This window comes from Sphingobium sp., assembly GCF_049304695.1.
GTDB lineage: Bacteria > Pseudomonadota > Alphaproteobacteria > Sphingomonadales > Sphingomonadaceae > Sphingobium.
Window position 1 is genome coordinate 1 of the sequence record NZ_JBAQOK010000077.1, and the last position, 13,075, is coordinate 13,075.

Below are 13,075 nucleotides of genomic sequence, written 5' to 3' on the forward strand. Positions count from 1 at the left end.
CGGCAGTATGCCAGAGCCGAACTGCTTTTGCCAAGTGATCTGACTGACGCGGAATGGGCGATTTTGGAACCGCTGCTCCCACCGCGTTCGAAGCTCGGTCGTCCGCCAGTTTGGGATTACCGGCAGATTGTCGAGGCGATCCTTTATCTGCTTCGGGGCGGACTGCCGTGGCGGATGCTGCCGCCAGGGCTATTTCCGCCCATGACCACTGTACAGCATTATTTCTACCGATGGAGCGCAATGGGTGTGTGGAAATCGATCAACCACGCCCTGCTGCTAATGGCACGTGAAGCGATGGGTCGGGAAGCTTCTCCCAGCGCGGGTGTCATCGATAGCCAAAGTGTGAAAACGACAGAAAGTGGCGGCCCACGGGGCTTTGACGCGGGCAAGAAGATCAAGGGTCGCAAACGGCACATCGTCACAGACACGCAGGGCCTGCTGGTCGGTGCCATCGTTCACACCGCCGATATCCAGGATCGCGACGGTGCGCCTGACGTCCTTGCCAGCATCCGCCAAACCTTCCCGTGGTTGCGTCACGTCTTCGCCGATGGGGGATATGCCGGGGACAAACTGCGCACCGCGCTCACCAAAATCGGCACATGGACCTTGGACATAATTAAGCGCTCCGACGCCGCCAAGGGCTTCAAGCTTCTGCCACGCCGCTGGGTAGTCGAGCGGACAATCGCATGGCTGAACCGCAACCGCCGCCTCGCCAAGGACTTCGAGCGAACCATCGAAAGCGCCACCACCTGGCTTTTCATCGCATCCGTCAACCAAATCATCCGCAGAATCGCACGCGACTGTAATCAAACCGCTTCTTTATGAGTCAGCCTCTCAGAGCGGCTGCCGAGCGGGAAAAGAAAGCAACATTGTCGAGCAGATGGGAACCCTTGCCCTACCCTGCTCCCAAAGCGCGCGAAGATGCAATGCGCCAACGAACAATATTCAATCGGATTCCGATAACGATCGGCATGATTGAGATGCTATGGTAAAACGGAAGTATTGCATTATCAGTCTAAGGCAGATTTACCATGGGAGAGAGCAGCGTAATCCGAGATCTGGGTAGAACTTCGTTCATCGTGGTGGATGATGCGATCTGCTTTTACGAGCCTTGGCTAGGTAGCGCAGTTCGGATCATACCGCCCTACGGGACCGAAGTCGAAGTTTTGGAGCAGGATGGTAATTGGGTTCGTATCAAATGGGTCGGGAAGGAGGCATGGTCTGTAAGAGGACACCTCGACCATGAAGTGGCTGTTAGAAAGATAAATTTGATCGATCAAAGTATTCTCCGGCGACGAAATTCGACAGTAAGTAGTGGAATAGTTGTCACTTCCGGTGTGGAATACGGCCCAAGGGGTGGGAGGTTTACACGCACAAATTCTGGATTTCGTCGGTATTTCTAAGCTCCTACTATGTTCATTTTTGAGAAGCGTTAATCAGGTCCATCGCATCAATGGATGGTCCTTGTATCCTATGCAGGATGATCGTTCGGGCGCTCTATGGTCGTTAGGTGTCTCCAGCCATCGTCATCCCGGACTTGATCCGGGATCCCGCTTCTCTCGCCGCGATGTAAGTCAGGCAGCGAGACCCCGGATCAAGTCCGGGGTGACGATGGAGGTGAGATCGGCCTTATTCTTTCCCTTACCCCAGCATCGCATCCGCCACCAATTTCGCGCCCAGCAGCACCATTAGCGCGTAGATGAGTGTGTAGAAGCGCGCTGGGTCCACCCGCCGGACCAGCGCTACGCCTGCGAAGGTGGAGACGATCGCGACCGGGACCAGCATGGCCGTCGCCATCAGGTTGGCGTGGGTGAATTGGCCGAGCGCGGCATAGGCGGGGAGTTTCATCCAGTTCATCGCGGCGAAGGCGAGTGCGGTGGTGCCGACCAGCATGTCGCGGGGCAGGCGTTTGGGGAGTACCCACATCTGGAACGGGGGTGATCCGGCATGGGCGATCTGGCTGGTGAAGCCGCTGGCGATGCCGAATATCATGCCGACCCAGCCGGGCGAATCCGATGGCAGGAGCGCTGTCTTGTTTCGTTCCAGCCACAATCTTTGCAGGCCGAACAGGATGGAGATGGCGCCCAATACGCCCAGCACGGCCGTTTCGGAGACCTGCGCGGCGAACAGCCAGCCGAGCGTGATGCCAATCGCTGCGCCGGGCAGGATGACCTTGAGGATGCCCGCGTCCCAGTCGCGGCGATAGACCCAGACGCTGACCGCGTCCTGAAGGATCAATATGGGCAGCATGATCGCCGCGCCGCGCACCGGATCGACCCCGATCGCCATGATTGGCATGGCAAGTGCGCCGACGCCCGCAAAGCCGCCCTTCGCCAGCCCCGCAAGGATGACGGCGATGATGGCGCAGGCATAATAGAGATGGTCGGGGTTCATGGCTTTTGCGCTTAGGCAATCTGCGTCATGGATGCCAAATGATTTGGGGTATTTCGCGGGCGGCGGGGCGGCATAATGGCTTGCCTCCGTGCCGCGCCAGGATTAGGGGAGCGGCATTGTCGGCCCCCTGCCCCGTCGGGCAGCGCCGCACGGTCTTACGCCCAAGGAGTTCGCGTCCCATGAAAGCCCGCATCTTCGTCACCCTCAAAGGTGGTGTGCTCGATCCGCAGGGCCGCGCGATCCATCATGCGCTCGACGGACTGGGCTTTGGCGGCGTCAACGAAGTGCGCGCGGGCAAGCTGATCGAACTGGACCTGGCCGATGGCACCAGCGACGAGGATATCGACGCGATGTGCCGCAAGCTGCTGGCCAATACGGTGATCGAAAATTACCGCATCGAAAAGGTCGCCTGAGCCATGAAGAGCGCCGTCATCGTCTTTCCGGGCAGCAATTGCGACCGCGACCTGGCTGTGGCGTTCGAGGCCGCGACCGGTGCGAAGCCCGTTATGGTGTGGCACCGCGACAGCGAATTGCCTGACGACATCGACCTGATCGGCGTGCCGGGCGGGTTTTCGTACGGCGATTATCTGCGGTCGGGCGCGATGGCTGCACGATCGCCAGTGATGCAGGCCGTGGCGCGGGCCGCCGATCGTGGCGCCTATGTGCTGGGCATCTGCAACGGATTTCAGGTGCTGACCGAGGCGGGGTTGCTGCCCGGCGCGCTGCTGCGCAATGCAGGTGGGCATTTCGTGTGCCGCGACGTGGCCTTGACGGTGGAGAATGCGCAGAGTGCGTTCACCAGTCGCTATGACTCTGGCGAGCGGATTTCCTATCCTGTGGCGCATCATGACGGCAATTATTTCGCCGACACCGATACGCTGGACCGGATCGAGGGCGAAGGCCGGGTGGCGTTGCGCTATGCCGAGGACGTGAACGGATCGGCGCGGAACATCGCGGGCATATTGAACGACAAGGGCAATGTGCTGGGCATGATGCCGCATCCTGAGCGCGTGATCGAGGCGGCGCATGGCGCGACCGATGGCAAGCGGCTGTTCGATGGGCTGGTCGAAGGTTTGATGGCGCGGGCCTGAGAGCTTGAGTTGGGCTGACCCTAACAGCCATATTTAAAATCTCATCGTTATTAGGAGCGTTGCGACGCACTGGTTAAGCGTGACGATTAACCACCTCCGTTCGCTTCGAGCGAAGTCTAGAAGCAAGTAGCGCTGCGCTTGGTTTCTCGACTTCGCTCGAAACGAACGGGGGTGGGGGCAAGCTCAAGAGGCTTCGACTTCATCTTTGGTGACGTTTATCCTGAGCACCTGCCGTGGCAGACAGTCGAAGGGCCAGCCCCAACGGGATTGGGGAGCCGGTGGGATACTTACCCTCTCTACCGTCGCCGTTCGCTACCCTGCCCTATGATAGTCATAATCGACCGAGCGGCCTTGCTGCTTGGTCAGGATCGCGCCGACGATGGCGACGCCGGAGCGGCGGAGGCGGTCGACGGCGGTGCGCAGGCCGCCATGGTGGTTGCGGCCCCATTCCACGACCATCAGGCTGGCCTGCACCTTCGCCCCAAGCGCGGGCGTGTCGTCCAGGCCCAGGATCGGCGGCGCGTCGATCAACAACGTGTCATAGTCTTCGCGCAGATCGGCCAGCATGGCGTCGAAGGCGTTGGTTGAGAGAAGTTCGGCGGGATTGGGGGGGACTGCGCCGCAGGGGAGCAGCGCCACGCCCGGCACGCCGCTATCGATGATGACGTCACGCGCGCGCGCCTGTCCGGTCAGCACTTCGGATATGCCGCGACCGGCAGGCTGGCGGAACAGGCGGTGCTGGACCGGGCGGCGCATGTCGCCGTCGATCACCAGCACGCGCTTGTCGAGGCTGGCGAGCGCGAGGGCCAGCGCATGGACGGTCAGGGACTTGCCCTCCCCCTCCTGCGCGCTCGTCACCAGCAGCGATCGGGGCAGGCCATCGGCGGATGCGAGCAGCAGCGACGCGGCGATGGGAGCGAATATTTCGGGCGGCTGGGGCGCGTCGCCCGTTACGGGGACGGCGCCGATGAGTGGCAGGCCCACCCGTTCCGCCAGCGTGTCGGCCGATGTGACTGCATCATCGAACATATGGCGCGCGGCGACGAGCAGCAGGCCGATCGCGATGCCGCCCAGCGCGGCGATCAACAGCGTGACCCCGATATGGGGGGAAAAGGGATTGGCAGGCACGGCGGCCTTGTCCAGCGGCTGGATGCGACCCGCCTGAAAGCCGGCCTGCGACGCCATGTCGCGATAGCGTTGCAGCAGGCTGTCGTGCAGCATGCGGTAGGTATCGACGGAGCGTTGCATGATGCCGCGCTGGACATCGCGGCCCTGCTCCGTCTGCGCCTCCTGTTCCAGATCGGCGATTTCCGATGCGATCTGTTTTTCGCCGCGCACGGCAACCTCATATTGGTCGCGCAGGGAGGCGCGGATGGTGTTGGCGAGGCTTTGCGCCTGATCGTCCAGCACGGCGAGGCGGGCGCGGGCTTCGCGCATTTCGGGATGGCCATCCTTGCGGAATTGCCGTTCTTCTACGATCTGCGCCCGTGCCTGCGCGCGTTCGGTCATCAGCGTCTGCATCGCGCCGTTGCCCAGCACTTCGGGCAAAGTTTCGGCGCTGGCGCTGCGCGCGCTTTCCCAGCGTTTTTGCGCAGCGATGCGGTCGGCCAGCGCCTGGGCGCGGAAGGCGTTGAGTTGGGTCAGGCGCGTGGCGATGCTGCCGTCGGGCGGGGCGATGGTGGGTTTGGTTTTTGCTTTGCCGTCAAGCTGCGGATCCACGGCAGCGCCGGATCGGGCGACGTAGACGGACAGGTCGCGCTCCGCACGGGCAAGGTCGCCGCGTGCGCCGTCCAGTTCGCCCAGCAGGAAGCGGCGCGCCTGCACGCCTGATTCAAAGCCGCGTTTCAGGTCTGCGCGGATCAGATTGTCGGCATAGCTGTTGGCCACGCGAGCGGACAGGACCGGGTCGGCGCTGACGAAGCTGATACGCAGGACGCGGGACTTGCCGGGCAGTTCGACTTCCAGATTGTCGCGCAACAGGCCGACCGTCTGTTCATATTCGATCTGGCGCTGGGTCAGGGCACCCTTCCCCTCCGTCGGGCGCCTGCGGCCCATGCCGTCGAAGAAGGTGGCGTTGCCGACGAGCGCGAGGTCGTGGATGACCTGCTGCGCCAGCGCCCGGCTGCGCAATACTTCCAGTTCGGTCTGCATCAGCGATTCGGTATCTTCGGCGCTGGGTCGTCCACTGGCCCCCGCCCCGGCTGCGCCGGCCGGAATATCCTGCACCTCGACCGATGCGGTGGCGCGATAGTCGGGGGTGGACATGAGGATGACGAGCAGCCCCGCCATCAGGCTGAGCGCCATGGTGACGAACAGGATGACGCGGTGCCGCCGCAGGATCAGCCAGCTTTTGCGCGCGGTGGCGACGAAGCGACCGGTCTGATCGGACGGTGGCGGCAGATGATCGGATGCGAGCGAGGCGGCCATCAGCGGTTCCCATCCAGCGCGATGAACCCGGTGGCGAGTGCCGGGATGGCAAGCAGGCTGCCGCCCAATATCGCCTTCGCCCGCGACAGGCCGACGATCACGGTGTCGCCGGGCAGGATTTCGGGATCGGGCGCTTGCCCTTTACGAATGGCGGACAGGTCGAACATGGCGGCCTGCCGCTGGCCATCGGACTGGCGCACAACGACGATCTGCGCGAGGCTGGCGAGGCGGGTTGGCCCCTTGGCCAACGCGACCGCCTGCGACAGGGTGAGGCGGGCGTCGAGCGGGAAGAGGCCGGGTTCGCGCACTTCGCCATCGACGGTGATGCGGCGGCCGACGGCCTTTTTGACGAAGACGCTGACTTGGGGGGAGACGAGTATGTGGCGGCTATATTGACCCGCGATCACGTCGCCCGCTTCGGTGGCGGAAAGGCCCGCAACCGATACGTCGCCGATCAGGGGCATGCGTATCATGCCTGCGGCTGTGACCTGCGCATCTTCCAGCGAGAGGTCGGGTTCGTGATATATCCGAATACGGATAATATCGTCCGGGGCGATGTGATAGTCCACGCCAACGGCGGGCGGTGCGGGCATCACCGCATAGGCGGCGTCACCGCGCGGCGCATCCTCTACGGTCGCGCAGCCACCCAGCAGCATCAGCAATAGAAGGCCGGTCGCCGGCCAGCGCGCGTCGCCTATCATGCGGCATAGTCCCCCTTGCTGGCTGATGCCGGACGCGCAAAAGCGCCGTGAGCCTGTGCAGTTAGCGGGGGGGCGGGACGATGGCAACCATGTGCGCGACGGGCTGCGGCGGATGGGCGATGCCTAGACCGCGATGCGGCCCGGTGTCGGATCGAAGGCGCGGCGCGGCTGGTCCGGCCAGATGCCGCGTGTGTCGTAGACCAGCTTGTCGGCGCGTTCGTCGACGGGGACCGATTTGAACATGTCATGATCGACAAGAATGACGAACAGGCCGCATTGTTCCAGAGCCGTATCGAGATCGATCAGCTCCGCGCCGGTTCCGGCGAACTCCATCGGCAGCGCCTGCGCATAGGGTTCGACCAGTTTGACGCGGCGGCCATAGCGGCGGGCGAGGCGCGCGGCGACCTTGACCGCAGGGCTTTCGCGGAAGTCGTCGATGTTCGCCTTGAACGCGAGTCCCAGGCAGGCGATGTCCTCTCCGGGGGCGTTGTCGATCATGTCGGATGCTTTGGCCACGACATGATCGGTCTTGGCGTCGTTCACTTCGCGCGCGGTGCGGATGATGCGGGCGTTTTCGGGGTCGCCATGGACGATGAACCACGGATCGACCGCGATGCAGTGGCCGCCGACGCCGGGACCGGGCGACAGGATGTTGACGCGCGGATGGCGGTTGGCCAGCCGGATCACTTCCCACACGTCGATGTCCATATTTTCCGCGATCACCGACAATTCGTTGGCGAAGGCGATGTTGACGTCGCGGAAGCTGTTTTCGACCAGCTTGACCATTTCGGCGGCGCGGGCGGTGGTGGTGATGCATGCGCCGCGCACGAACTGGCGATAGAAGCCCAGCGCCTTGCGCGCGCAACGGGGCGTGATGCCGCCGATGCAGCGATCATTATCGATCAGTTCCACGAGGATGCGGCCGGGCAGCACCCGTTCGGGGCAATAGGCGATGGCGATGTCGCCCGCCGTGCCGAGACCGGGCATTTTCAGGTCCGGGCGCATCGTGCCGATCACGTCGCGCATCGCTTCGGTCGTGCCGACGGGCGATGTGGATTCGAGGATCACCGTGTCGCCGTTTTTCAGCACCGGGGCGATGGTGCGGGCGGCTTTCAGAACATAGGAGATGTCGGGGGCGCGGTCTTCGGACACGGGCGTTGGGACCGCGATGATGAAGACGTCGCTGTCCTCCACCGTCAGCGATGCGCGTAGATTGCCGCGCGCGACGACGCCCTGCACCAGACCGTCGAGATCGACTTCCTCGATATGAACGCGGCCGGAGTTGACGGTTTCCACGACATGGGCGGACACATCCACGCCCACCACCTGAGCGCCCCCGCGGGCAATCAGCGCAGCGGTCGGCAGGCCGATATAGCCAAGGCCAATGACGGACACTTTTTGTTTGGCGTCGACAGGCATGGAACGGGGCAATCCTTCAGACGATGATCCTGTCTGTGGCTTGCCCGGAAATGCTGAAGATTTTGGTAATATTGGGACCGCACGCCGAACGAAAAATGCGCGGCGTGCGGATTATCGCCCTATCTGTAGCGTGGAAGCGGCTGGCGCGCCATGTGGAGCGGCGAGCGCACGATGGGGTCTGTAATGAGCTTTTTGGCCAGCAGTTCGCGGATGCGATCGGCGCCGATGGGGTTTAGCAGGACGACGCGCGTGCCGCCCGACGCCAGCGGCTCGATGGTGGAAATGGCGATGGCATGCTTGGCACACAGCGCGGTCACATCGGCGACCTGCGCATTGACGTTGACGGCGCGGCTCATATGCGCGCCTCCATCGGGGCGGATGATGCGAGAATGAAAGAGTGGGACATGAAAACGCGCCTTGCCTGGCAAGCGGGAGCGCGAATGTGTCTCTCGGTCGGTGCGAATGCTTGCGGGCAGGGTTTCGCGGCGATGGGGTCGCCCTAGCAGGTCGAGGTCGCTGCGTCGCTGCCTTTATACCACATATATCAACCCGCCGCGATCACCCCGCGAAACCATCGACTATCCTGATGCCCATCACACAGGCTGACGGGAGCGCAACCATAATAAAACGGGCCGTCGATGCGCGCGAGAAAAGCAAGGCAAAGCCGGACAACATAGAAAGTATCAGCAGGATTGGAGAAAAAGCTAATGCCGCTGCGAGCCAAGCCTGCTCCGTCGTGCAGCGCGTCTCACACATTATGAAACTGCCGAAGAGAAAATATCCGCTGAGCAATATCAGCGAAAATAATGAATGTATGGCGATAGCCGTACCGATTATCTTGAGGATAACCCCGGTCCGCGTCAGAATGCGATATTGGTCATAGATCGCCATGTTATATGAAACACCTTATCCCGCGATGATCGCCGCGATGCGCTGCGCTGCCTTGCCATCGCCGAAGGGATTGTGGGCGCGGGCCATGGCGTCATAGGCGACGTCATCGTCCAGCAGAGCCAGCGTTTCACGCACGATCCGGTCGCGGTCTGCGCCGACCAGTCGGGCGGTGCCAGCCTCTACGCCTTCGGGCCGTTCGGTGGTTTCGCGCATGACGAGGACAGGCTTGCCGAGCGAGGGCGCTTCTTCCTGCACGCCGCCGCTATCTGTCAGGACCAGATGGCACAGGTCGAGCAGGCGGACGAAATGGGGATAGTCGAGCGGGTCGATCATCGCGACATTGGGCAGGCCGCCCAGCACCGCGTCCATGACCGGGCGGACGTTGGGATTGGGGTGGACGGGGAAGATAACCGCCACGTCGGGACGCGCGGCGATGGCGGCGATGGCCTGTGCGATGGCATCCATGCCACCGCCGAAGTTTTCGCGCCGGTGGCTGGTGACGGCGATGATGCGTTTGTCGGCAAAGCGCGCGGCCAGTTCATCCAGTCCTGCCGCCATGGATGGCTGCGCACGCACCCGTTCGCGCGTGGCTAGCAGCGCGTCGATGACGGTGTTACCGGTGATGTGGATGCCCGCCGCATCCCGGCTTTCGCGATGAAGCGCGTCTGCGGCGGCTTGTGTAGGCGCAAAGTTCATGTCGGCGATGCAGGCGACGACGCGGCGGTTCACTTCCTCCGGCCACGGGTGATGGATGTCGCCGCTGCGCAGGCCCGCTTCGACATGGGCAACCGGAATCTTGCGATAATAGGCCGCGAGGCTGGCGACCATGGTGGTGAGCGTATCACCATGCACGACGACGCGGTCAGGCTTTTCGGCGTCGAACGCCTTGCCCAGTTCCACGATCAGCGTGGCGGTGAGGCCATCGAGCGTCTGATTGGGGGTCATGACGTTGAGGTCGACGTCGGGGACGATCCCGGCGATTTCCAGTACCTGATCGAGCAGACCGCGATGCTGCGCGGTCACGATGACGCGCGTTTCGACGCCCGGTTGCGCGCGCAGGGCGTGGACGACGGGAAACATCTTGATCGCTTCGGGGCGTGTCCCGAATACCAGAGCAACCTTCACGCAACATCCTTCGTCATGGGGCCGATGGTGTCGCTATGGCAGAAGAATGTAACGATTGGCTGAACGTGTGGGTACGATGTGGCTTTATGCGGACGTGTTTCTTATATCGTCATTGCGAGCGGATTAAGATGTGACGAGTAAAAAGGAAAAGCCGCGTGAAACCAGACGACGGATGGCCATGGCCGTGGATGGAACAGGGGGATGACGCCCTGCCCCGCTGGTATCACTGGCTGATCGCGGCGGTGTTTCTGGTCGCGCTGATGGTTATCGGACCAGTCTTTGCAGCCTTTGCCTAAGCCTTGATCTTCCAGCCGCGCTTGAGCAGCGTGTAGCAGGCAGTGCCCAGTATCAGGTTGAGCGCGAGCAGGATGCTGCTGCCCACCACGACATTGGTGTCCGCCGCCGCTACGAAGCCGTAGCGGAAGCCGGAGATGATGTAAAAGAAGGGGTTGGCGTGGCTGATCCCCTGAAAGAAGGGCGGCAGCCGGTCGATCGAATAGAAAGTGCCCGACAGCAAGGCGAGCGGGCCAATGACGAAGTTGGTGATCGCTGCGCCATGATCGAACTTGTCGGCCCAGATCGACGTCAGCACGCCCAGAAAGGCGATGAAGCTGGTGCCGAGCAGGCCGAACCACAGCACCGCCCACAGATGCGCGGGCGTGACATGAACGCCCGGCCACAGGGCCATGGCGGCCCACAGCGCGCAGCCGACCATCAGTGCGCGCGTGACCGACGAAGCAACGAGCGCGAACAGCAATTCGCCCACGCCAATGGGCGGCATCAGATAATCGACCAGAGTCCCCTGCACTTTGCCGACCATCAGCGCGAAGCTGGCGTTGGCGAAGCAGGCGTTGATCATGCCCATGATGATGAGGCCGGGGGCAACGAAATCGGCGAACGGCACCAATTGTCCACGCAGGGCCACCGTGCGACCGGCTCCGCCGAGCGCGACGATGAAGATAACCAGAAACAACAAGGTCGTGATGGCGGGCGCCCAGACGGTCTGAAGCTGGACCTTCATGAAGCGATGCACTTCTTTTCGGTACAGCGCCCATGTGCCGGTCCAGTTGATGTTGCGAATCTGCGGCACGCCCGGTTCGGGAAATGGTGCTGATACGGCGGCAATTTTGGGCTGGTCGTTCATGATGGGATCGACTATCGGCTGGGACGTTGTGCTGCAAGCGCGCAGTTTACACATTTGAACATGCGCGCCCGCTTCCCATATAGGAAGCCAAGCCTGTTTTGTGAGGAGTTTTTCATTGTCCTGGACCGATGAACGGATCGACCAGCTCAAAGCGATGTGGGAGCGCGGTCTGACCGCCAGCCAGATCGCCGAGGAGTTGGGCGGGGTTAGCCGCAATGCGGTGATCGGCAAGGCGCATCGCCTGGGCCTGCAATCACGCCCTTCGCCGGTTAAGGCGAACGACGCGCCCAAGAAGGCCGCGCCAGTGCCGCCGCGCAAGGTCGTGCCAGTCGCTGCGCCTGCCGCCGAAGCACCCCGCGCTGCTGCGCCCGTGTCGTCCGCGCCGGAACCGGTGCGGGCCGCTGCGACGGCTCCCGCGCCGACGCCAGCCCCGGCTGCACCTGCTGCTGCTGCTCCGGCGGCACCGGCCGCTGCGACTGACGCACCGCCTCCCCCGCCACAGCCCCGGATCGTTTCGGTCGGCCCCGGCGGGTTCCTGCGTCAAGGCCCAGGCGATCAGCAAGCGCCGATCCCGCCAGCCCCGCCGCGCCGTCTGGTCCCGGCCAAGCCAAGCGCCGAGATCGCTGCAAAGACGTCGCTGCTCGACCTGACCGAGCGGATCTGCAAATGGCCGATGGGGCATCCGGGCGAGCCGGATTTCCATTTCTGTGGTGAGCAGGTGAACCCCGGCTTCCCCTATTGCGTCGAACATTGCGGTCGCGCCTATCAGGCACAATTGCCGCGCGGCACGCGCCGCCCGCCCCCGCCGCTGCCATTTGGTGGCCCACGGGTTCGCTGATTTCATACGGTTCGCCGAGATATTAAAAAGGGCCGGTTCCTGTTGAGGAACCGGCCCTTTTTCATTGGGCTTCAGTTCTGGAGCGGGTGATCCGATTGCGTCGGATCACCCGCTCCAGAACTGTGGATCAGAAGCGGAAGCTCGTCGTGACCATCACGCTCTGCGTGTCGAACTTGTCGCCACGGTTGATGCTTGCGCCACCCGAGGGGGTCAGGCGGAAAGGATTGCTCGCAGGAGCCGTGCCAGCACCGACATCGACGTTATAGTCGCCGGTGTTATAGCGGGTCCACAGATAGCGGGCACCGATCGAGAAGTTCGGCGCAACCTTCGCTTCGATACCGCCACCCATGGTGTAGCCCCAGGCGTCTTCCTTGGAGTCGTTCGCGGTGAAGCTGTTAGCGCCGTTGCTGGTCGCAAAGCTGTTCTTCACCTTGGCATAAGCCAGACCGCCAGTGATGTAGGGCATGATGCCGCCGGGCGTGGTATAGCCCAGACGCGCACGCAGGTTACCGTTATAATCGATCCGGCGCGTCATCGTGTAGAAGGCGGGCGTGGTCGAATATTCGGTTACGCTGTCGCTGATATAGGCCTTGCCGCCTTCAGCGACGACGCCAGCAACGAGGCTGCCGAACTGCATGTCATAACCGACATGGCCCATCCAGCTGATCGCGTCCTTGTCGTCATTGCATCCGGCCGCCGGAGTTGCGCCACGCGCCGAACCACCGCAGGTGCCCGGCGAAAAGGCATTTGCGCCGGTGGACGTACGGATCGTGTCGTCGTAGCTGCCGTCATTATTGGCGTCGAAACGCAGATGTTCGTTATTGTCGTTCTTCTGGAAGGTGTAGCCGAACGATCCACCGACATAGGGACCGGTCCAATCGACCGCGCCGCTATCCTGTGCGAGCGCCGGCGCTGCAAAAGCCAGAGCCAGGGTGACGCCCAGCGGCGCGATAAACTTGGTATTCATAGAAATAATCTCCTCGCCTGATCGGTCTCTTCGACCAACCTGCGTCCCGCTAACGAGCCGTTTGCAGATTTGGTTTCA

General features: G+C 62.7%; 14 protein-coding genes. 5 read left to right on the plus strand and 9 right to left on the minus strand.

Annotated elements, in window-relative coordinates; all coding sequences use genetic code 11:
- A partial coding sequence (locus WA070_RS13085; RefSeq protein ID WP_422634370.1) for an IS5 family transposase occupies window positions 1-825 on the plus strand: 825 nt, incomplete at its 5' end.
- An 816-nt stretch (window positions 826-1,641) separates the two neighbouring features.
- Here WA070_RS13085 and WA070_RS13090 read toward each other — a convergent pair.
- Window positions 1,642-2,394, minus strand: a complete 753-nt coding sequence (locus WA070_RS13090; protein ID WP_422634371.1) for a sulfite exporter TauE/SafE family protein — start codon at window positions 2,392-2,394, stop codon at window positions 1,642-1,644.
- A gap of 179 nt (window positions 2,395-2,573) precedes the next feature.
- Here WA070_RS13090 and purS point away from each other — a divergent pair, with 179 nt between their 5' ends.
- On the plus strand, window positions 2,574-2,807 hold the full coding sequence (gene purS / locus WA070_RS13095) for a phosphoribosylformylglycinamidine synthase subunit PurS (RefSeq protein ID WP_422634372.1): 234 nt from the start codon (window positions 2,574-2,576) through the stop codon (window positions 2,805-2,807).
- A gap of 3 nt (window positions 2,808-2,810) precedes the next feature.
- On the plus strand, window positions 2,811-3,485 hold the full coding sequence (gene purQ / locus WA070_RS13100) for a phosphoribosylformylglycinamidine synthase subunit PurQ (protein WP_422634373.1): 675 nt from the start codon (window positions 2,811-2,813) through the stop codon (window positions 3,483-3,485).
- 312 nt (window positions 3,486-3,797) lie between these two features.
- On the opposite strand, the gene WA070_RS13105 is transcribed toward purQ, so the two are convergent.
- The 6 genes from WA070_RS13105 to wecB all read right to left on the minus strand — a co-directional run bounded on the left by WA070_RS13105 (window position 3,798) and on the right by wecB (window position 10,048).
- Entirely contained in the window at window positions 3,798-5,912 is a 2,115-nt protein-coding gene (locus tag WA070_RS13105) for a GumC family protein (RefSeq protein ID WP_422634374.1), read from the minus strand.
- Window positions 5,912-6,613, minus strand: coding sequence for a polysaccharide biosynthesis/export family protein (locus WA070_RS13110; RefSeq protein ID WP_422634375.1), 702 nt, complete (start codon window positions 6,611-6,613; stop codon window positions 5,912-5,914). The genes WA070_RS13105 and WA070_RS13110 overlap by 1 nt, the downstream gene beginning before the upstream one ends.
- 123 nt (window positions 6,614-6,736) lie before the next feature.
- Complete coding sequence (wecC, locus tag WA070_RS13115; protein ID WP_422634376.1) at window positions 6,737-8,032, minus strand: UDP-N-acetyl-D-mannosamine dehydrogenase; 1,296 nt, start codon at window positions 8,030-8,032, stop codon at window positions 6,737-6,739.
- 119 nt (window positions 8,033-8,151) lie between these two features.
- A complete protein-coding gene (locus WA070_RS13120; protein ID WP_422634377.1) occupies window positions 8,152-8,388 on the minus strand; it encodes a hypothetical protein in 237 nt (78 codons plus the stop codon).
- A 202-nt stretch (window positions 8,389-8,590) separates the two neighbouring features.
- Complete coding sequence (locus WA070_RS13125; protein WP_422634378.1) at window positions 8,591-8,923, minus strand: hypothetical protein; 333 nt, start codon at window positions 8,921-8,923, stop codon at window positions 8,591-8,593.
- Window positions 8,924-8,938: 15 nt separating this feature from the next.
- The gene (wecB, locus tag WA070_RS13130; RefSeq protein ID WP_422634379.1) at window positions 8,939-10,048 is read right to left on the minus strand and encodes a non-hydrolyzing UDP-N-acetylglucosamine 2-epimerase; all 1,110 of its coding nucleotides are present in this window, start codon (window positions 10,046-10,048) and stop codon (window positions 8,939-8,941) included.
- Between the two features lie 155 nt (window positions 10,049-10,203).
- Between wecB and WA070_RS13135 the strand changes: the two genes are divergently transcribed.
- Window positions 10,204-10,344, plus strand: coding sequence for a hypothetical protein (locus WA070_RS13135; protein ID WP_422634380.1), 141 nt, complete (start codon window positions 10,204-10,206; stop codon window positions 10,342-10,344).
- On the opposite strand, the gene WA070_RS13140 is transcribed toward WA070_RS13135, so the two are convergent.
- Entirely contained in the window at window positions 10,341-11,192 is an 852-nt protein-coding gene (locus WA070_RS13140; protein WP_422634381.1) for an ABC transporter permease, read from the minus strand. The two genes, WA070_RS13135 and WA070_RS13140, sit on opposite strands and share 4 nt — an antisense overlap.
- 115 nt (window positions 11,193-11,307) lie before the next feature.
- On the opposite strand from WA070_RS13140, the gene WA070_RS13145 reads away from it, so the two are divergent.
- A complete protein-coding gene (locus tag WA070_RS13145) occupies window positions 11,308-12,030 on the plus strand; it encodes a GcrA family cell cycle regulator (RefSeq protein ID WP_422634382.1) in 723 nt (240 codons plus the stop codon).
- Between the two features lie 127 nt (window positions 12,031-12,157).
- Here the strand turns inward: WA070_RS13145 and WA070_RS13150 are convergent, their stop codons facing one another.
- The gene (locus tag WA070_RS13150) at window positions 12,158-12,997 is read right to left on the minus strand and encodes an outer membrane protein (RefSeq protein ID WP_422634383.1); all 840 of its coding nucleotides are present in this window, start codon (window positions 12,995-12,997) and stop codon (window positions 12,158-12,160) included.
- Window positions 12,998-13,075: the final 78 nt, after the last annotated feature.